16 protein-coding genes are annotated in these 19,975 nt (G+C 42.0%); 4 read left to right on the top strand and 12 right to left on the bottom strand.

Annotation, left to right across the window (positions count from 1 at the left end):
• Positions 1 to 66 precede the first annotated feature (66 nt).
• From AC3E8G_RS08480 to ccpA, 8 genes are all read right to left on the bottom strand, one after another.
• On the bottom strand, positions 67 to 429 hold the full coding sequence (locus AC3E8G_RS08480) for a YbaN family protein (protein WP_006596984.1): 363 nt from the start codon (positions 427 to 429) through the stop codon (positions 67 to 69).
• Positions 430 to 513: 84 nt separating this feature from the next.
• Positions 514 to 1,323, bottom strand: coding sequence for an MBL fold metallo-hydrolase (locus tag AC3E8G_RS08485; RefSeq protein WP_048689535.1), 810 nt, complete (start codon positions 1,321 to 1,323; stop codon positions 514 to 516).
• Between the two features lie 8 nt (positions 1,324 to 1,331).
• Positions 1,332 to 2,678 (bottom strand): cell wall metabolism sensor histidine kinase VicK, encoded by a 1,347-nt coding sequence (gene vicK, locus AC3E8G_RS08490; protein WP_272081104.1) that lies wholly within the window; start codon positions 2,676 to 2,678, stop codon positions 1,332 to 1,334.
• On the bottom strand, positions 2,671 to 3,372 hold the full coding sequence (gene yycF / locus AC3E8G_RS08495; RefSeq protein WP_048789362.1) for a response regulator YycF: 702 nt from the start codon (positions 3,370 to 3,372) through the stop codon (positions 2,671 to 2,673). The genes vicK and yycF overlap by 8 nt, the downstream gene beginning before the upstream one ends.
• A 381-nt stretch (positions 3,373 to 3,753) precedes the next feature.
• A complete protein-coding gene (gene thrS, locus AC3E8G_RS08500; RefSeq protein WP_490677497.1) occupies positions 3,754 to 5,697 on the bottom strand; it encodes a threonine--tRNA ligase in 1,944 nt (647 codons plus the stop codon).
• Between the two features lie 378 nt (positions 5,698 to 6,075).
• Positions 6,076 to 7,398, bottom strand: a complete 1,323-nt coding sequence (locus tag AC3E8G_RS08505) for a glycosyltransferase family 4 protein (RefSeq protein WP_490677498.1) — start codon at positions 7,396 to 7,398, stop codon at positions 6,076 to 6,078.
• Position 7,399: 1 nt separating this feature from the next.
• A complete protein-coding gene (locus tag AC3E8G_RS08510) occupies positions 7,400 to 8,398 on the bottom strand; it encodes an LTA glycolipid anchor biosynthesis glycosyltransferase, IagA/BgsA family (protein ID WP_006597024.1) in 999 nt (332 codons plus the stop codon).
• A 252-nt stretch (positions 8,399 to 8,650) separates the two neighbouring features.
• Complete coding sequence (gene ccpA / locus AC3E8G_RS08515) at positions 8,651 to 9,655, bottom strand: catabolite control protein A (protein ID WP_414285756.1); 1,005 nt, start codon at positions 9,653 to 9,655, stop codon at positions 8,651 to 8,653.
• A gap of 160 nt (positions 9,656 to 9,815) precedes the next feature.
• On the opposite strand from ccpA, the gene AC3E8G_RS08520 reads away from it, so the two are divergent.
• Together AC3E8G_RS08520 and AC3E8G_RS08525 are read left to right on the top strand one after the other, a co-directional pair.
• The gene (locus AC3E8G_RS08520) at positions 9,816 to 10,898 is read left to right on the top strand and encodes a M24 family metallopeptidase (protein WP_272081114.1); all 1,083 of its coding nucleotides are present in this window, start codon (positions 9,816 to 9,818) and stop codon (positions 10,896 to 10,898) included.
• A 23-nt stretch (positions 10,899 to 10,921) separates the two neighbouring features.
• The gene (locus AC3E8G_RS08525; RefSeq protein ID WP_490677499.1) at positions 10,922 to 11,260 is read left to right on the top strand and encodes a hypothetical protein; all 339 of its coding nucleotides are present in this window, start codon (positions 10,922 to 10,924) and stop codon (positions 11,258 to 11,260) included.
• Between the two features lie 98 nt (positions 11,261 to 11,358).
• Here AC3E8G_RS08525 and AC3E8G_RS08530 read toward each other — a convergent pair whose 3' ends face one another.
• From AC3E8G_RS08530 to AC3E8G_RS08545, 4 genes are all read right to left on the bottom strand, one after another.
• Positions 11,359 to 11,808 (bottom strand): Rrf2 family transcriptional regulator, encoded by a 450-nt coding sequence (locus tag AC3E8G_RS08530; protein ID WP_490677500.1) that lies wholly within the window; start codon positions 11,806 to 11,808, stop codon positions 11,359 to 11,361.
• A gap of 143 nt (positions 11,809 to 11,951) precedes the next feature.
• Complete coding sequence (locus AC3E8G_RS08535; protein WP_490677501.1) at positions 11,952 to 12,794, bottom strand: metallophosphoesterase family protein; 843 nt, start codon at positions 12,792 to 12,794, stop codon at positions 11,952 to 11,954.
• Positions 12,795 to 12,863: 69 nt separating this feature from the next.
• Positions 12,864 to 15,581, bottom strand: a complete 2,718-nt coding sequence (locus tag AC3E8G_RS08540; RefSeq protein ID WP_490677502.1) for an FtsX-like permease family protein — start codon at positions 15,579 to 15,581, stop codon at positions 12,864 to 12,866.
• Between the two features lie 11 nt (positions 15,582 to 15,592).
• Entirely contained in the window at positions 15,593 to 16,294 is a 702-nt protein-coding gene (locus AC3E8G_RS08545; RefSeq protein ID WP_490677503.1) for an ABC transporter ATP-binding protein, read from the bottom strand.
• A 545-nt stretch (positions 16,295 to 16,839) separates the two neighbouring features.
• Here AC3E8G_RS08545 and AC3E8G_RS08550 point away from each other — a divergent pair.
• Together AC3E8G_RS08550 and nt5e are read left to right on the top strand one after the other, a co-directional pair.
• Positions 16,840 to 17,400 (top strand): TetR/AcrR family transcriptional regulator, encoded by a 561-nt coding sequence (locus tag AC3E8G_RS08550; RefSeq protein ID WP_048789594.1) that lies wholly within the window; start codon positions 16,840 to 16,842, stop codon positions 17,398 to 17,400.
• A 167-nt stretch (positions 17,401 to 17,567) separates the two neighbouring features.
• On the top strand, positions 17,568 to 19,655 hold the full coding sequence (gene nt5e, locus AC3E8G_RS08555) for a cell surface ecto-5'-nucleotidase Nt5e (RefSeq protein WP_490677504.1): 2,088 nt from the start codon (positions 17,568 to 17,570) through the stop codon (positions 19,653 to 19,655).
• The last annotated feature ends 320 nt before the right edge of the window (positions 19,656 to 19,975 follow it).

Consider the following 19,975-nt stretch of genomic DNA (forward strand, 5'->3'; position numbering starts at 1 on the left):
AGAGTGCGTCTCGCACTCCTTTCCCTTGTTTTCACGATAGGTTTTAGGACCTATTCTGTCCTTATATCATTCTTCTTTATCCGGAATCACTTTGAACAAATAATAACTGATAAAAATAGTTAGTCCCAATAGACCTAATTTCACAAACCAGAGTGGTGCCAGGTAAATGGAAATCCCCATCAAAAGATAAATTTGTAGAATAATTCTTTTTTTCCGCTTTTTTGAGATCGACTTGGTTTCCCGATAATCCGCTACATAAGTTTGGTACAACTTGGTCCCATGCAACCATTTTTCAAAGCGTTGAGAACTCTTGGCAAAACAAGCCATAGCTAATAAAAGAAACGGGGTCGTTGGTAAAATAGGTAATGGAATCCCAATAATCCCTAATCCTAAGGAAATAAACCCTACTGTTATATACACATATTTCAAACTAACTGCTCCTATCCTTCAACTCATTTCAAGCCTACACTACTGACCTAAAAAGGAGATGAGGTCATCTCCTTTTTTAATCATCTAGATATCTACTAATGGAGTCGCTGTATCTGGAGATGTATCCAAGACGTCAAAATCATGCCCCACTGCTAGATCTGCTCGAGCCAGTTGATTAACCATGGTCATATGGGCCAATTCTTTAATATTGTTTTCCTTAGATAAGTGGCCCAGATAAATCTTTTTGGTCTTATTGCCTAGGGTCCGAATCATGGCATCTGCACCATCTTCATTAGAGAGGTGGCCCAAATCGGATAAGATCCGTTGCTTTAATCGCCAAGCATAAGAGCCAGCTCGTAGGATTTCCACATCGTGGTTGGACTCGATCAAATAGCCATCTGCATTTTCAACAATCCCCGCCATCCGATCACTGACATAACCTGTATCCGTCAGCATGACAAAGCTCTTCCCATCCTTCATGAACCGATAGAACTGGGGAGCCGCAGCATCATGGCTGACACCAAAACTTTCCACATCCAAATCCCCGAAGGTTAAGGTCTTACCCATTTCAAATAAATGTTTCTGGGAGTCATCGACCTTCCCAAGGTACTTGCTTCCCTCCATGGCCTTCCAGGTAGCTTCATTGGCGTATAGGTCCATCCCGTATTTACGAGCTAGCACACCAACGCCATGAATGTGATCCGAATGTTCATGTGTGATTAAAATAGCATCAAGATCTTCGGGTTTGCGATCAATCTCTGCAAGCAAACCTGTAATTTTCTTCCCGGACAAGCCTGCATCTACTAGAATTTTCTTCTTAGGAGTCTCTAAGTAAAACGAATTACCACTCGATCCTGAAGCTAAAATACTATATTTAAACCCTTTTTCATCCATTAGTTTTCTTATTCATCCTCATTATCCCATCCATCATCCAGGATAGCATCTTTATCATATGGTAGGACAATCGTGAAAGTAGAACCTTTTCCATATTCACTCTTGGCCCAGATAAATCCTTTGTGTTGCTTGATAATTTCCTTGGCAATGGCCAGTCCTAAACCAGTCCCACCTTGGGCGCGACTACGTGCCTTATCCACGCGATAAAAGCGGTCAAAAATTCGTGGGAGGTCCTTTTTAGGAATGCCTAAGCCCTCATCCGAAATCGAGATAATCAACTGGGCATCTGTCGTTTTCATTCCCACACGAATTTCCCCACCATCTGGGGAATATTTGATAGCGTTATTTAAGATATTGTCTAAGACCTGTGTCATCTTGTCTGTATCAATTTCAACCCAGACAGGAGAAATAGGATAATCACGAACAATATCATATTTCTTCTCGCCAGCCTGGTTCTTCATCTTATCAAAGCGGTTCAAAATGAAGGTGATAAAGGCTGTAAAGTTGGTCAATTCAACATCCAATTGACTGGTTTCATTATCGATCCGTGAAAGACTCAATAAATCCGTCACCATCCGCATCATCCGGTTGGTCTCTGTCAAAGATACTTTGACAAAATCCGGTGCAACTGGCTCTGAAATGGCCCCATCATCCAAGGCTTCCAGGTAGGATTTAACACTGGTCAGTGGTGTCCGGAGTTCATGACTCACATTCGAGACAAAGAGACGGCGTTCCCGCTCTTCCTTGTCCTGTTCGGTTGTGTCATGCAAGACGGCAACCAGACCAGAAATAAAACCAGACTCTCTCCGAATCAAAGCGAAGCGAACCCGTAAAGAGATGTACTCCCCATTTTCATCCTGCGAATCGATCGTCAATTCTGGAACATTGGTAATCAAGTCACGCAGTTCATACTCTTCACTAATGCCAAGCAGATCTAGAATACTGATATTCATGACCTCTTCGACCACGACATTAAGCTGTTTAGCCGCCATTTCATTGACCAAGATAATCTGTCCCCGACGATTGGTCGCTAAGACCCCATCTGTCATATAGGAAAGAATACTGGTCAAGCGCTTGGTTTCTTGTTCCAGGTTTTCATGCGTCAAACGAATCACTTCAGATAAATCATTGATATTGTTGGAAATCTCTGTTAATTCAGGACCCCCTTGTAAATCAATGATATCGGAATATTCTCCAGCAATCAAACTCTTAATCTTATCATTCAACAAGCGTAGCTTCATGTTATCCCGACGATTTTCTAGGATCAGTAAGGCTACCACGATAATGAATCCAAGAGTGATTAAAATAAAAACAAAATTATAAGAGGTCATGACTTCTTTGATATGATTAATCATTGTTTCTCATATAGTAACCGACACCACGGCGCGTTAAAATATACTCTGGACGGCCAGGAATATCTTCGATTTTTTCACGCAAACGTCGAATCGTTACGTCCACTGTCCGAACATCACCAAAATAATCGTAGCCCCAGACAGTTTCCAGCAAATGCTCACGAGTCATGACTTGGCCTACATGGGTCGCCAAGTGATAGAGCAACTCAAATTCACGATGGGTCAACTCAAGCTCCTTGCCTTTTTTCTGAGCAAGAAAAGCATCCGGAATGATTTTCAAGTCCCCAATCACAATCTCTGAATCTGATGTAGACTCTGTCTGCGATTCTACCGTTAGTTCTGTCCGACGCAACAAAGCTTTTACGCGAGCTTGAAGCTCACGATTTGAGAATGGCTTGGTCACATAGTCATCCGCCCCAATTTCAAGACCGATGACCTTATCAAATTCTGTATCCTTAGCAGATAAAACAATAATCGGCACATTACTAGTCTTCCGAATGGTACGCGCCACTTCCAAGCCGTCAATTTCAGGCAACATGAGGTCCAAGATCAAAATATCTGGGCTCTCAGCTTCGAAAACAGCCAGTGCTTCTTTACCATCGAAGGCAGTTAAGACTTCATAGCCTTCTTTGGCCATATTGAATTTTATAATATCCGAAATCGGCTTTTCATCATCTACAACAAGAATTTTCTTCATACATGTACCTACTTCTATTTTTTCTTTGCTTCTTCAAATCTCTGTCCTTTCATTATAGCAAATTTCTTTGAAAAATGGGAGTTATACTTTGATTTGTAAAGAAAGAGAAAGAAAAAGGTTATGCAATGGAAAAAATATTAATCACAACATAGAGGTCACTAAAACAGCGCTTGAATAATTATTTTCAATCCACAAAAGAGGCTGGGACAAAAGTCCTAGCCTCTTAATTGTTTTTGGATTGTCGAGAAAGACGCAGTGGTTGAGTGGGCTCTACTACGCTGATTTCATCAGCTTTTACAGCCCTACTCAACTGTGCGGAGGTGGGACGACGAAATCGAATTCTAACGAATTACCGATTTCTGTCCCACTCTTTTCTATCTGTTAGTTTGCTACACGAGATTTATTGGCAATGTCTGCAAGAATCAATTCTACAAATGCATCTACCGGCATAGTTTCTGTTTCTTTTTGTCCATAACGGCGAACGTTTACGGCTTTCTCTTCCATTTCCTTGTCACCAACGATCAATTGGTAAGGAATCTTTTGAGTTTGTGAAGCACGAATCTTGAACTGCATTTTTTCATTGCGCTCATCCACGTCTGCACGAACCCCACGGTCACGGAGTTTCTTAGCTACTTCCCAAGCGTAGTCCACGTGTTTTTCGTTAGAAACTGGGATAAGAGTCACTTGGTGTGGGGCAAGCCATGTTGGGAAGGCACCCTTGTAGTTTTCAATCAAGATAGCTGTGAAGCGTTCCATAGTTGAGATAACACCACGGTGAATCATAACTGGACGGTGCTCTTCACCATCCGCTCCGATGTATTTAAGGTCGAAGCGTTCTGGAAGCAAGAAGTCAAGCTGGATGGTAGAAAGAGTTTCTTCTTTACCAAGGGCAGTCTTAACCTGGATATCCAATTTTGGACCGTAGAAAGCAGCTTCTCCTTCAGCTTCAAAGTAGTCCACGCCCATTTCATCAAGTGCTGCACGAAGCATGGTTTGAGCATTTTCCCACATTTCATCGTTATCAAAGTACTTGTGGGTATCTTGAGGGTCACGAAGAGAAAGGCGGAAGCGGTATTCGTTTAAGTTGAAGTCTCCGTATACATCGATAATCAACTGAAGGGCACGTTGGAATTCTTCTTGGATTTGTTCTGGAGTGACGAAGAGGTGACCGTCGTTCAGAGACATTTCACGTACCCGTTGAAGACCTGTAAGGGCACCTGATTTTTCATAGCGGTGCATCATCCCGATTTCAGCGATACGGATTGGCAATTCACGGTATGAGTGAACATGATGTTTGAAGACTTGGATGTGGTGTGGGCAGTTCATTGGGCGAAGGACAAATTCTTCACCGTCACCCATGTCCATAGTTGGGAACATATCTTCTTGGTAATGATCCCAGTGACCAGAAGTCTTGTAAAGTTCTACAGAAGCAAGTGGTGGAGTATAAACGTGTTGGTAGCCAGAAGCCAACTCCTTGTCGACAATGTAGCGTTCCAATTCACGACGGATAGTGGCACCATTTGGCAACCAGAATGGAAGACCTTGACCAACCTCTTGAGAAATCATGAAGAGGTCAAGCTCTTTACCAAGTTTACGGTGGTCACGTTCCTTAGCTTCTTCACGCATTTGAAGGTAGTTCTTCAAGTCTTTCTTGTCAAACCAAGCTGTACCGTAGATGCGTTGCATCATGGCATTGTCGCTATTCCCACGCCAGTAAGCACCAGCTACATTGAGAAGGTGGAAGATTTGAATACGACCTGTTGATGGGACGTGTGGGCCACGGCAAAGGTCAACGTACTCACCTTGACGGTAGATGGTCAAGCCACCTTCGTCTTCTGAGTGCTCTTCAATCAATTCCAATTTGTATGGATCGTTTTTGAAGATTTCACGCGCCTCGTCTTTAGTCACTTCTTCACGAATTGATGGGAAGTTTTCTTTAACGATTTTCTTCATTTCTTCTTCGATACGAGGAAGGTCTTCGTTAGAGATTTGACCCGCTTGGTTGTCTGTATCATAGTAGAAACCATCTTCGATAGCTGGACCGACACCCAAATGAATGTCTGGGAAGAGGCGACGAGCTGCTTGAGCAAACAAGTGAGCCGCTGAGTGACGCAAGATTGGAAGAGCGTCTTCGTGATCAGGTGTCACAATTTCGATGCTCCCGTCTTCGGTGATAGCACGAGTGGTATCAATCAATTTGCCGTTGAATTTACCAGCAAGAGCTTTTTTAGCTAGGGAATTGCTGATAGATTGGGCAATGTCAAAAGTTGTAACGCCAGATTCGAATTCACGAACAGCGCCATCTGGGAAAGTAATCTTAATCATAATCTTCTCCTTATAAATTTTTAAATATCTTAGTTATAGTGAAACTCTTTTTGATTTCTTCATCAAAAAAGCAAAAAAGCGACCTCCTCGAAAGGACGTCGCAACGTGGTTCCACCTTCATTTATGTTCCTCAAAAAAGAGGAACACCTCTGATTGGCTCTAACGTAGCCACCGTTTTATGTTTGCATAAAAAGTTCATCGAGTAGTCCCAAATCTATCCTCTACGCGATTTCCAGCCCCACGCGTTCTCTATCAGATTTCCTAGATTTGATATGTCTCTGACTAGTATTATAGCACGATTGAAATATTTTGCAAGAGGAAAAAGCCTCACATCCGTAAGAGGTCCTTCTTTTGAACCTCTTACGGATGTGATTTACTCTAATCCAATAACTTGGTAATGTTGCGAATCTTTTTCACCTGTTTAAAGGAACCTTTCATGATTCTCACAGACCCATTCACAGGCATAGCGATGACCTTTTGTGGAATTTTCACAATAGACTTGGTTACTCGTTTGGTACGGCTTTCCTCAGGATGACGTTCATTATAAAAATCTTTCGAAATAATGGCATCCAGATAGAACTCATAGACCCTGCGACCAAAGTTTGTAGAAGAAATTTCATAAAGCTTCTCCTCCCACTTAGCCTCATCCTTTTCTGGTGTGGCTATGGTCGCTTCTAAAATAGCTGCTGCCAAATCTTCTTCCCGGTCATACAAGATTCCGAACATCCGATCATTGATCACATTATCTAAGTAAGGATTACTCTGAGCAATTAGGGGTGTCCCACTAGCGATACTCTCCAAATAGGTCAAGCCTTGCGTCTCACTAGTCGAAGCTGAAATGAAGAAATCTGCCGCCTTATAGTAAAGAGCTGTTTCATTTGGTGGAATCATCCCTGTAAAGACGACCGCATCTGATACACCAAGCTTGGCCGCTTGTTTTTTTAAATCATCCAGATAAGGTCCATCTCCAGCCACAATCAATTTAATATGCGCATTTTCTTCTAACACTTTAGGCAAGGCCGCAATAACGGCTTGGATATTTTTCTCGTAAGAAACCCGTGACAAGCTCAAGAGCATGATTTCACCCTCTTGAATGCCTAATTTTTCACGAAGGGCTTGCGTTTCCACTTGTGTGATTTCAGGGCGTTCAAATTTTGCCAGCTCAATTCCTGTTGGAATAATCCGTTTTTCAGCCTTGACCTTATATTTCAGCAAGAGGTCATAGACAATCTCACTCGGGCAGATGACCCCATCCAAGTCATTCATATAACCACGGACAATGTACTTGACCATACTTGGACGGATAACCATCCCCTTGGCAATATAACGCACATAATCTTCATACTGGGTATGATAGGTATGAATCACTGGAATCCGAAGCTCCTTAGCAATCCAAACTCCGAGTAATCCTAAAGAAAACTCTGTCTGCGTATGGATCATATCCAACTTGTATTGTTTGGCAATGGCTAAAGCCTTGGTAAAGCCGCGATAAGCAATCCGCCGATCCTTAAAAGCAAAGAAAGGGATACTTGGAATGCGGATAATTTGCCAGTCCTCATAGCGGTTGACATCCTTATCCGTCGTCGTAAAGATAAAAACAGTATGTCCCAACTTCTCCAATTCTGTTTTAAGGGTTCGAATACTGGTCGCAACCCCCGATACCTGTGGAAAATAAGTATCTGTAAATAATCCAATACGCATATTACATCTCCAATACTTGCTGATAGGCTTTCACTAGCTGATCCGCTACCAAATCAATTGAGCGACTTTGAGCGACTCGATCTCCTGCATCGCGCTTGTCCACTTGACCAGACAAAACTTTTTCAAGAGAGTCCACAAACTCATCCACTGAATGACACAATTCTGCTGACTCTTGGTCCACCCAACCATGATAGACTGGAATATCCCGGAGGACAACATGCTGGTGACCCGCTAAGGCCTCTAGGACAACAATCCCTTCCGTTTCCTCATAAGACGGGAAGAAAAAGGCATCCGCACCTGTCATAGCCCCTTGGAATACAGCTCCCTTGAAATAGCCAGGAAATTCAACATTGCTCGGATGATCTTTCTCGACCAGACGACGAATAGCCCGGGGGATCAACCATTTATTAATCGACCCCAACCAAATAAAGCGGACATCTGGCATCCGACGAGCCACCTCTACAAAGTCTTCAATCCCTTTTCGCCTAAAGTAGAGCCCCGCACATAAAACGACCTTCTCTCCTTCTTGGATATTAAAGTGCTTCCGAAAAACCTCTTCTTTTTTGGGATCTTTTTTATATTTAGACAAATCAATCCCATTAGAAACAGCGACAATTGGAGTCTTGACCCCGTAGGACTGAATCAGTTGTTTCGAATACTCTGAAGGGGTAATAATAAAATCGGCTTTTTTATACATATGAGCCAAGTATTTGCCAAATAAGGGAGCAAACAAATTGGACCCGATAAATGAATTTTGGAAATCTTCCCGTGTGGAATGTCCATGCATGATGACCTTTTTCCCCCGACGTTTGGCAGCATGTAATAGCAACAAACTCCGAGGACCATAGGTATTAATATGAACCACATCGTAGTCTCCTAAAATATCTGTGGTGTAGGGGATTCCAGCCAAATCCAAGGCATGCATCTGGTGTTGGAGGGCACGACCGATCCCCGACTTTTGTAAAACGGATTTTCCTTCTAGATACAGTAAAACTTTCATACCCTCTATTATACCTGATTTAGCAGACCCCTTCAAGTTTTACCGGAGATTCATACAGAGACAAGAAAAAGAGAGTGGGACAGAAATCGGTAATTCGTTAGAATTCGATTTCGTCGTCCCACCTCCGCACAGTTGAGTAGGACTGTAAAAGCTGATGAAATCAGCGTAGTAGAGTCCACTCAACCACTGCGTCTTGATCGACAATCCAAAAACAATTAATAGGCTAGGACTTTTGTCCCAGCCTATTGTTTTTTACTTCTTCGTAGTTCCACGATGATTGATGGTATGCGCAAGAAGAACTTCTCTTTCTTCCAATTCTTCCTTATGCATAATTTTTGTCAGCATCCGCATACTGATAGCTCCCAAGTCATAAAGTGGTTGGCCAACAGTTGAAAGGTTTGGACGAGTATAGCGTGTAATTTGTGAATCATCACTAGTAATCAACTCGAAATCTTCCGGTACATTCACACCATGGTCCGCTAGACCATTAAGCAAACCTGCTGCCAATTCATCCCCAGTTACAAAGGCTGCTGTTGCTTTAGATGCAATGATGCGTTCAGCCAAGTTATAGCCTTCTTCATAGCGGTATTTAGACTCAAAGACCAAACCTTCACTATAAGACAATTTTTTTGCTTTCAAAGCATCTTTGTAGCCAGTCAAGCGAATCTTACCGTTGATATCATCTACTAATGGTCCACTTACAAAAGCAATCTTTTTATTTCGTTTAGCCAATAGTGTAACCGCGTCTACTGTCGCTTGCTTGTAATCGATATTGACACTTGGCAATTGATGTTCGATATCAACTGTCCCAGCAAGGACCACCGGAGTCCGAGAACGAGAGAATTCAGAACGAATCTTTTCTGTCAAGTGGTAGCCCATGAATATAATCCCATCGACCTGTTTTGAGAAAAGTGTATTGACAACTGAAACTTCTTTATCATCGTCTTCATCACTGTTGGCAAGGACGATGTTGTACTTGTACATTTCAGCAATGTCATCGATCCCCTTTGCCAGAGTAGAGAAATAGCTATTAGTAATACTTGGAATCACAACACCTACGGTTGTTGTTTTCTTACTCGCAAGTCCACGAGCTACTGCATTCGGACGATAGTCCAAACGTTCAATGACTTCCAATACTTTTTTACGAGTATTTTCCTTAACGTTCTTATTTCCGTTCACGACACGGCTAACAGTCGCCATTGAGACACCCGCCTCTCGGGCAACGTCGTAAATGGTTACAGTATCGTCTGTATTCATAATACTTCCTTTCTTTATTGAAAATTTCGTTTTCAGTCTTCTATAACAACCATTTTATCACTTTTTGTAAACACTTTCAAGCATTTTAACATCTTTTTGCAAACTCTTGATTTTTTAGGAAAAATCTGACAAAATATTATCAATAGAAAGAAGGTAGCTTATGTCTAAATTAGATCAAATTGTAGCATTTCTTGAAACTGAAAAAACAGATGTTGCTGTTGTATCCGATCCTGTCACCATCAATTACCTAACTGGATTTTACAGTGATCCCCACGAACGCCAGCTCTTCTTGTTCGTCTATCCAGACCATGAACCGCTTCTTTTTGTCCCTGCTCTTGAGGTAGAACGGGCGACTGCTGTTGTGGATTTCCAAGTGGTAGGCTATGTGGATTCTGAAAACCCTTGGGAAAAAATCAAAGGGGCTAGCGCTAATCCAGAAGCCAAAAAGGTTGCTTTGGAATTTGATAATTTGATTTTGACCAAGTACCATGGACTTCGTTCAGTCTTTGAACAAGCAACATTTACCAATCTCAGCCCTCGAATTAACCGCATGCGCTTGATCAAATCTGCTGATGAGATCCAAAAAATGTTAGTTGCTGGTCAATATGCAGATAAGGCTGTCAATATGGGATTTGACGCCATCTCTCTGGATAAAACCGAGACTGATATCGTCGCAGAAATCGACTTTGGCATCAAACGCTTGGGCTATGAAATGAGCTTTGAAACTATGGTCTTGACTGGTAACAATGCAGCCAATCCTCATGGCATCCCAGGAAGCAACAAAATTGAAAAAGATGCTCTTCTTCTCTTCGACTTGGGCTGTATGGTGAATGGCTATGCTTCAGATATGACGCGAACAGTAGCTGTTGGAAAACCAGATGATTTCAAAAAAGAAATCTACCACTTGACTTTAGAAGCTCAACAGGCTGCCCTAGATATGATCAAACCGGGTGTAACGGCGCATGAAGTAGACCGTGCTGCCCGAAGCGTCATTGAAAAAGCAGGATACGGCGAATACTTCAACCACCGCCTCGGACATGGTATCGGAATGGACGTGCATGAATTCCCTTCTATCATGGAAGGAAATGATATGGTCATCGAAGAAGGCATGTGCTTCTCTGTAGAACCAGGCATCTACATCCCTGGAAAAGTCGGAGTGCGGATTGAAGACTGTGGCTATGTCACAAAAGATGGCTTTGGCCTCTTTACCGAAACCAGCAAAGACTTGCTGTATTTTGATTAAGATAGAACTTAGGAGATTATTGTATGATTTTTTGGCGTGGTAAAGGCTTGCTCGTTCCCCTTGCTTTTATTATTGGAGCATTTTTAATGAACTTTGTATATTCGTTACTGCATCTTGATATTAATAAGAGAACGGATAGCATCATTTTCGGATGTGTTTGGGGGCTATTTTCAGCAGTAGTGAATTATCTGTTAACCAAAAAATATGTTTCCGATCAAGTGCGGTATATGATTGATGAGGAAACAGGGCAACGCATTGCTTTGCGCGATCGTTCCTCCTTTATGTTCATTCCTAATCGTTACTGGACATGGATTTTTGTAATTGGATTTACTCTAGTTAGTTTCTTATCTGGCAATAAATAAAAAATGGATAAACTTTAAATCATTTCATTCAACAAAAAAAGCCTTTCAGTTCAAAAAACTGAAAGGCTTTTTTACATCAAGTTTCTTACAGACTCAACTCAAGAAACGGTTGCTAGCTCCATTTGTTTCTTGGTTTGCTCCACTACTTCTTTGAGGTTGGTTAGAGACATTTCCTTTTCCATGGCTAGCTGAATCTCTTCCAGCTTCCCATCTAGAACGCCATGGATGCTATTTCCAATCGGACAAGCTGGATTTGGGTGCTCGTGAAAACCAAATAATTGACCAGTTTTCCCAAGGCACTCAACGGCCTGGTAGATATCTAATAAACTAATGGCTTCCAATTCTTTGGCCATCTCGGCCCCACCCGTTCCACGCGCTACATGGATCAAGCCTGCCTTTTTTAATTGAGACAAGGTTTTCCGAATAATGACAGGGTTCACCCCAACACTGCCAGCAATCATATCACTGGTCACCTTGGTGCAATCTCCTTTTAAAGCAATCATGACTAATACATGGGTTCCAATGGTAAAACGACTTGAAATTTGCATGGATACTCCTCTCTTCCATCTAGATAGGGATGTCTTAAACTGGATCTAAAACCATCAATAACTAGATACATTTACTCTTCCGATGTTAAAGTTCTTTCTTTTAGTCTATTATACCCTTATTTGTTGTAATGTCAACTGTTACACTAATTAAAAAAGTCTCTCAACCATGCGTCTACTTCTACATTGTGTCCCTCTCGCTGGGCTATTTCATGTAGAAGCTCATGATTATGGGTATGGTGGATCCCATTGACTAAACTTTCATAGTAAACTTGGAAGTAAGGGAGTTTCAGATCCTTAGCGAGTTTGAGTTCTTTCTCAATGTCATAGGACACCCGCCGAAAGTCAACATCTTTCAAACCCGATTCATCAAACTCTAGAATAGCATACATGGCCCGGAGATCCTTTCGAAGATTGGCTTGCAAAAAGAAGGGTTGACCGATAGAACCCGGATTCAAGATAAGCTCTCCACCACTTCCATAGCGGAAAAATTGTTGGTGGATATGACCATAGACTGCTATATCACAAGGGGGATTGGTTACGAGGCGATCAAAATCTTTCTGGTCTCCTATATGGATCAAATCTCGTCCCCAGTTTTTGTCTGGCAGATGATGGGTGATGCCCACTATTAAGCCAGAAACTTCCCGATGCACTTGCATGGGCAGACTCTGCATGGCCTCTATCTCTTCTGGACTGATTTCTTCTAAGATATATTGACAATGGCGCATCAAATAACGGTGACTAGCCCTTGATGGATCCAGCATCCCCTTCATCGCTCGCCACAAGCTATCTTCCCAATTTCCTAAAATCTGTACGGTGATGGGCAATTCTTCAAGTAGGTTCAAAAGATGTCGTCTACCAGTTCCCGGCATAAGGACATCCCCTAATAACCAGTATTCTTCTACACCTGCCCGCTTGGCATCTTCAAGCACAGCCTCTAAAGCAGTTGTATTCCCATGTATATCCGAAAGCAAAGCAATTTTTATCATGTCTCTTCTCCTTCTTTCATTATACCAAAGCTCTAAAAAACTTCCACCCTAGGGTAGAAGTTTCTTTTTTTATTCAACAGATTTCAAAGCCTCCAGCATGTCCACCTTGCGAAGATGATGATTGACCAAGATTCCTAAGCTAGCTAGGATCAGAATGACCCCAGCGATAGGATAAAGATAGACACCAAGGGCTACCCGCGGATAAAAGAGAATGGCATCTGGGGCGATCATGGCAATCAAGAAGCGATGGAGATAAAAGCCTCCTAGCAAACCCAATCCTATTCCTACAAGAGACAAGAGGATGGTTTCTCGATAAATATAAAGGGTAACTTCTTGATGATGAAAACCTAATACCTTAATGGTGGATAACTCACGGATTCGTTCTGCCACATTAATATTGGTCAAATTATACAAAATAACCATCGCTAGCAAAATAGATACCAGAACTAAAATCATCATGGTCTTATTCAATGATTGGGCTACAGAACTGAAGAGAGAAATCAAGGAAGTATTTTGCGTAACCGCAAGCACCGCCCCTTCTTCCATCATGTCCCGACTGACCTTCTGGACGAACTGCTGAGAAGAAGACTGTAATCGGACCAAATAGGCATTCATATTGGCCCTTTTTCCATAGGTTTTCTGATAGGTCGCTTGATTCATATAGACAAAATGGCCTACATAATTTTCGGTAATCGCAGCCACCCTAATCGTATGCCCATCTATCCGCAAGTCATCCCCAACGCCCACCTTGGCCAGCTGCGCTAATTTACTGGTAATCACCGCCCCATTGGATAGGTTGAGTCTTCCCTCTTCTGAGCGGAGATTGATAAAGGGTTCCAAGCTGTCTTTAGAGGACACCATTAAGGTCATGCTTTGTTTTCCACGTCCGGAAGGATAAGAAGCCTCCACTTGTTTTGTAAAGATAGCTTCTGTCTCTTTAATATCTGCTTGCTTCAAGCGCTTCTTCAAGGAATGTTCCTCTTCGTCTGTCAGACTGGATTTGGTCGAGAGAATCATATCGTACTTGAGGATTTCCCCAAACTGGCGTTGGGGTACTCTACCGACTGAGGATTGAATTCCCAGACCTGCAAAGAGAAGAGCAACCGAACCAGCAACACCAAATATGGTCATCACCATCCGCTGTTTATAGCGAAAAATATTTCTGGCGGTCACCTTTTGGGTGAAACTCAGACGTTTCCACAAAAACGGAAGGCGTTCAAGCAAAATACTGGATCCAGAAACTGGCGGTTTTGGAAGAAGGAGGTGACTGGCTTCTTCCTTCAACTCTCTCTTAGCGACTAGATAAGCTGGAAAGACGCTAGAAAGAAGGGAGAGCCCCAAGGCTAATAAGCTATAAGATCCATAAAAATACTGTTGACTAGTGCCTACGACCATCCCCTGCGTAATAATTTGCGAAATGGTTCCTGATAAAAGATAATGACCGAGAAGAGTTCCAATGCCTGTCCCAACAGTTCCAGCAACCAAGCCATACAAGAGGAATTTTGCTAAGATATCTTTCGTTCGATAGCCCAAGGCTTTGAACAAGCCCGCATGGCTCCGTTCTTCATCAACAAAACGAGTCATGGTCGTGAACGTGACCATGGCAGCGACTGCGTAGAGTACCACAGGAAATAGATTGCCTACGGCGGAGATACTGGCACTGGCATTACTATACATGAGGTAACCCTGGCCACCTGGAATGGTTTTTCGATCATAGACATGATAGTTTGGTTGCTCTAAATTTTTCAGATCTTCCTTGGCCTTTTCCAGGTCCTTCTGTTTAGTTGCTAGTTCCGATTCGCCTGTCTGGATGTTGACCAATTGCTGATCTAGTTGCTTTTGAGCTTCTGCCAACTCGAGTCGCCTTGTTTCTAGTTCTTCCTTGGGCAAGAGTGTAGACAGTTGATTCAGTTTATTGGATTGCTCCGTTAATTGTGTCTGTGCTTGACCTGACTTTTCGCGTGCATCTGCTAACTGTTTGTTGGCAGCATCAAGTTCTTCTTGCCCTTTTTGGATCTTTTGTTTCCCATCAGCCTGTAGCTTTCGATAGCGCTCCTGACCATTTCCAGCTAGGAGTTCTTCCAGGTCCTTTTGATGGGAGGCCAGACGATCTTGATAGCTAGTTGAGAATGGATTGAACCCCCTCAAATCATCAAACCGAATCCGAGCAAGGCTATAAACAGGACTAGTAAAGGCGTCTTTTGAGAGGACACCATAGGCATCCAAGGAACCACTCCCACTCCTAGCTTGACCCAAGTCTTTTTCGGACCACATTTCAGCAGACTTTACAAAGCCAACAATTCGATAGTTTTTTGTCTTTAAAACAGATGGACTTCCAGCTTTTTCATGTATCCTTAGCTGATCCCTAATCTGGTAACGGTCTTTCCAAAATGCCGCTAGAGCGACCTCATCTTCCTTCTGCGGAAGCCGTCCTGAAGTCAGCTGAAAGCGTGAGATGGTTTCTGGAGTGGAAAACAGTCGAACAGCTTCGTCCTTTCCGTCAAGCGTCACATCTGTCAGGTAGGAAAACTCCAGGCTGGCCCCCGTCAATCCTTGTAGCTCTTCTTGGTCAGTCTTATCCAAACCAAGATCTCCCATGACAGCAAGATCCAGCATCTCTTGTTGGTCTATAAAGCGCTGGGCAGTCCGATGCATATTTGGAGTCGTTACTTTTAAACCGACCAGGGCTAAGGTACCCAACATCATCAGCGTTAAAATGGACAAAAAGCGCCCTTTGGAACTGGTAAAGGAATGACATAGATCTTTCCAATATACTTTTCGCTTCATGAACAACCTCCCTAATACTCTAGGCTATCGATATCTAGTGGAGTGTTATGGATGGTCACCGATTTTACTTGGGCATCATGCATCTGAATGACACGATCGGCTATTGGTGCTAAAGAAGCATTATGGGTGACGATAATCACTGTTGCCCCTTTTTTACGAGACATGTCCTGAAGAATATTTAAGACCTGTTTACCGGTTTGGTAGTCTAAAGCCCCTGTTGGTTCATCACAAAGGAGAATCTTAGGGTTCTTAGCCACTGCGCGCGCAATGGCTACCCGTTGTTGTTCCCCACCAGATAGCTGGGCTGGGAAGTTGTTCAAACGCTCACCCAATCCAACTTCTCTCAAGACTTGTTCAGGGTCTAAGGCATCAGAAACAATTTCAGAAGCCAGCTCAACATTTTCCTTGGCTGTCAAATTAGGGATGAGATTATAAAACTGGAAGACAAAACCAACATCATTTCTACGATAATCCGTTCGTTGGTGCGAGGAGAAGCTTGAGATGGCTTTCCCATCCACTAGTACCTCCCCTTCATCATTGGTATCCATACCTCCCAAAATATTGAGGACTGTTGATTTTCCTGCGCCTGATGCCCCCAAAATGATGACCAATTCGCCTTTCTCAATTTCAAAAGTAACATCTTTATTGGCAATGATGTCAGTTTCTCCTGACGGATAGCGCTTGTAACTATGTTTCATCTCAATATAAGCCATATCTTTTCTCCCACTTAAACACAAGTTCCTATCTTTATTATAGTCCTTTTTTTACTGAAAGACCAAGGATAATCAATCTCTTAAAACGACTAAAACAGCTGGAGTAAACCAGTTCAGGACAGTCATAGACTTATGGAGAAATCTGGAGTAAAAACTAATACTTTTCTATGCAAAAATAGACAAGGAAAACGCCTGATTCTATCTAGTTCAAGAGCTAAAAATCTCCAAGCATCATCTGCCCTCCTCTCCTTGGTTTGTGATATAATAAAAAATAAGTATGAATTGTTATGATCGTTTAAATAACTGATATTTCAAGTTTTTCTTTCATTTTTATATAATAGCCCCTTTGAAAGTAGATCTGGGAAAAAAATTTATAATCCTTCCAAAATGGCTTTCACAGTATAAGAATAAGACCTGATTTTAAGCCATTTAGACTTATAGAATGATACTAAAATTTTATTCTGTTGATGAATAAATTTGATTTCTGTATAATATGATGATTAGTGAACAATATTTATACCAAACTACATGATAAAGGAGGAACTATGACCCGAAAAAAGAGAAAAACGAATTCTAAAAATGCTATCCGAAGCGCCCTATCACGCCTGCTTCTTGAACAATCACTTGAAAGCCTTACAATTAGCCAACTAACAAAGGAAGCCGGCATTAATCGAGGTACCTTTTACCTCCATTATGTAGACAAACAAGATATGTTCAACCAGCTAAAATCTGAACTCTTAGGCGAGTTGGGAGAACTTTTCGCTACAAGTACCGTCAATCGAGCAAATTTTCTTGCCTCCCTTCAATATATTCAAGATAATTATGACTTTATCTATGCCTTGATGCAGATGGATTACCAAGAGTTTCATTTTCTAATGAAAAATTTCACCCTGCAACTTCTTGACGATACTCCACACGCCAAAGACCATTTGGTTAATAAATTCCAAGTTCCTTATAAGTATGCTGTTGAGATCTTTGCAGCTACGATTGAAGCCGTAATCACAAAATGGTTGTCAACTGGTGCAAAAGAAGAGCCAATTGAAATCGCAACGGTCGTATTAAGTGTGACAGACTTTACCACTTGGAACCAACCTATAACTGAATAAGAAAATGAGAAAACGAAAGTTTTCTTTTTTTTTATGGATAAGGCCAACTAGCTGAAACATCAACGCTCTCACAAGAATATTTTCCTAAGTATCAGAAAACGTTTTCCTTTTCTTTCCTTTTTAGCTATAATATTTAGTATGGAATAAAATAGAAAAGAGGACCGTTTATGAAAAAGAAGAAACTTCTTTTGCCGATCTTATTGCTTGCTCCTGCCTTCCTGGCTTCTCAGGTAGCTGCAGATGAGCAAACAGCTCCAGAAACTAACCTTGAAGTAACTGCTGCTTCCACAAATGCTACGGACGCTGCTACTCCTGCTTCAACAGAAGCTAGTGCAGCTACTCCAGAGGGTGCTACAGAGAGCTCAACTGACTTGCCTGAAGCAAATATCCTTCATACCAACGATGTCCATGGTCGGATCGTCGAAGAAAAGGGTGTGATTGGAGATGCTAAATTAGCAGCAGTCATCGATGAAGAACGAGCTAAAAATCCATCTACTTTGGTCGTAGATGCTGGAGATGCCTTCCAAGGACTACCGATTTCAAATAGTTCAAAAGGGGAAGAACGAGCTAAAATTTTGAACGAAATTGGCTACGATGCTATGGCAGTCGGAAACCATGAGTTCGATTTTGGTTTGGATGAGGCTAAGAAATACAAAGAAATCTTGAACTTCCCACTTCTCAGCTCTAACACCTACATCAACGGTGCTCGCTTATTTGAGGCTTCTACCATTGTCGATAAAGATAAGAATGTCGTTGGGGATGAGTTTGTCGTCATCGGGGTGACAACGCCTGAAACAGCTACAAAAACCCACCCTAAGAATGTCCAAGGTGTTACCTTTACAGATCCTATTTCAGAAGTAAACAAGGTCATCGATGAAATCGAAGCACGCGCTACTGCAGAAGGTAAGACTTACAAAAACTATGTAGTCCTTGCTCACTTAGGAGTAGATACTACTACACCAATCGAATGGCGAGGATCTACCTTAGCTGAAGAACTTTCTAAAAACTCAAAACTGAAAGGAAAACGTGTCACCGTTATTGATGGGCATTCCCATACAGTTCAATCAACCACATACGGAGAAAACGTGACCTATAACCAAACCGGTAGCTACCTGAACAATATCGGTAAAATCACCTACCAAGCCAACCAATTGCTTGGTAATCCTCAACAAATTTCAGCAGCTTCAACCAAAAATGTCGTGCCAAATGCCAAAGTAGCTGCCATGGTTCAAAAGATCAAGGAACAGTACGATGCTGAGAATGCAAAAATCGTTCGTGACAATAGTCCGGTAGAACTAAACGGTCAACGGGAAAATGTCCGTGTCCGCGAAACCAACCTTGGAAATGTCGTGGCAGATGCCCTCTACGAATATGGTCAAACCGGATTTAGTCATAAGACCGACCTCGCTGTAACCAACGGTGGAGGCTTGCGCGAAACCATCGCCAAAGACAAGCCAATCACCAAAGGAAGTGTCATTGCCGTTCTTCCATTTGGGAATACCATTTCTCAAATTAAAGTAACTGGTCAGAATATTGCTGATATGTTTGCTAAATCTCTTGGCTCTATTTTACAAGAAAAAGATGGCAAAACTGTTCTAGACGAAAACGGTCAACCCCTTCTTGAACCAAGCGGAGGATTCCTCCAAGTATCTGGAGCGAAAGTTTATTACGATACAACCCTACCAGCTGAAAAACGCGTCCTCTATATCGAAATTAAAAATCCAGAAACTGGTCAATATGAACCGCTCAACCTTGCTAAAGATTACTACTTGACTACTAATGACTTCTTAGCAGCAGGTGGAGATGGCTACACCATGTTAGGTGGAGCTCGTGAGGAAGGTCCTTCCATGGACGTTGCCTTTGCAGATTACCTTGCGAAAGCAGATCTCATAGCCTATGCAACCATCAATCCAAATTCTCGTACTATTTCTATTTCTGCTAGCAAAGATACAGATGGAGATGGTGTCACTGATATTGAGGAAATCAAGCAAGGAACCAATCCTACTGACGCTCAATCCTACCCTGGTAGTGCTGTGAATCCTGCTAACCCGGATGGGAATCAAGCAGTCCATCAAACGGAAAACGGAGAAGTTCGAAACCATCACTTGTCCTTCACCGCAGCAAAAACATTTAAACCAGCAGCAGCCAGCCTACCAGAAACAGGAACTTCCGATTCTCCTGCTATCTACATGCTCGCTCTGTTGACATCCATCTTAGCCTTCTTTGGTCTTAAGAAAAAAGAAGAAAGCAAATAGAATCTAGAAAAAGCTTAGAAACAAAAGTTTCTAAGCTTTTAGAAAATAGACAAACTATTTTAAAGTAAAATAAGTTAAGCGATTCTGTAAAGAAATAAAAATGAGTTCCAATTTTTAAATCGATTCAAAAAAATATCAAAACTTTCCGCTGTGAGAAAAGTGCCTGAAACAATAACGTTTCAGGCACTCGGAATTATTGAGACCTTAGGCTCAATAATTAGTCTTGGAACTTCGAAGAAGTTCGCTGACGTCCGTACTCACCTAAGGAAAGTTTTTTAGAAGACTTTTTTCAATCTGAAGCTTAGTTTCTAAGCTTTTTT

Source organism: Streptococcus sp. SCPM-O-B-15294 (M123), from assembly GCF_058200455.1.

Coding starts and splice junctions, on each gene's coding strand:
- AC3E8G_RS08485 (WP_048689535.1), bottom strand. CDS start 1,323: ATGGATGAAAAAGGGTTTAAATATAGTATTTTAGCTTCAGGATCGAGT.
- vicK (WP_272081104.1), bottom strand. CDS start 2,678: ATGATTAATCATATCAAAGAAGTCATGACCTCTTATAATTTTGTTTTT.
- yycF (WP_048789362.1), bottom strand. CDS start 3,372: ATGAAGAAAATTCTTGTTGTAGATGATGAAAAGCCGATTTCGGATATT.
- thrS (WP_490677497.1), bottom strand. CDS start 5,697: ATGATTAAGATTACTTTCCCAGATGGCGCTGTTCGTGAATTCGAATCT.
- AC3E8G_RS08505 (WP_490677498.1), bottom strand. CDS start 7,398: ATGCGTATTGGATTATTTACAGATACTTATTTTCCACAGGTATCGGGG.
- AC3E8G_RS08510 (WP_006597024.1), bottom strand. CDS start 8,398: ATGAAAGTTTTACTGTATCTAGAAGGAAAATCCGTTTTACAAAAGTCG.
- ccpA (WP_414285756.1), bottom strand. CDS start 9,655: ATGAATACAGACGATACTGTAACCATTTACGACGTTGCCCGAGAGGCG.
- AC3E8G_RS08520 (WP_272081114.1), top strand. CDS start 9,816: ATGTCTAAATTAGATCAAATTGTAGCATTTCTTGAAACTGAAAAAACA.
- AC3E8G_RS08525 (WP_490677499.1), top strand. CDS start 10,922: ATGATTTTTTGGCGTGGTAAAGGCTTGCTCGTTCCCCTTGCTTTTATT.
- AC3E8G_RS08530 (WP_490677500.1), bottom strand. CDS start 11,808: ATGCAAATTTCAAGTCGTTTTACCATTGGAACCCATGTATTAGTCATG.
- AC3E8G_RS08535 (WP_490677501.1), bottom strand. CDS start 12,794: ATGATAAAAATTGCTTTGCTTTCGGATATACATGGGAATACAACTGCT.
- AC3E8G_RS08540 (WP_490677502.1), bottom strand. CDS start 15,581: ATGAAGCGAAAAGTATATTGGAAAGATCTATGTCATTCCTTTACCAGT.
- AC3E8G_RS08545 (WP_490677503.1), bottom strand. CDS start 16,294: ATGGCTTATATTGAGATGAAACATAGTTACAAGCGCTATCCGTCAGGA.
- AC3E8G_RS08550 (WP_048789594.1), top strand. CDS start 16,840: ATGACCCGAAAAAAGAGAAAAACGAATTCTAAAAATGCTATCCGAAGC.
- nt5e (WP_490677504.1), top strand. CDS start 17,568: ATGAAAAAGAAGAAACTTCTTTTGCCGATCTTATTGCTTGCTCCTGCC.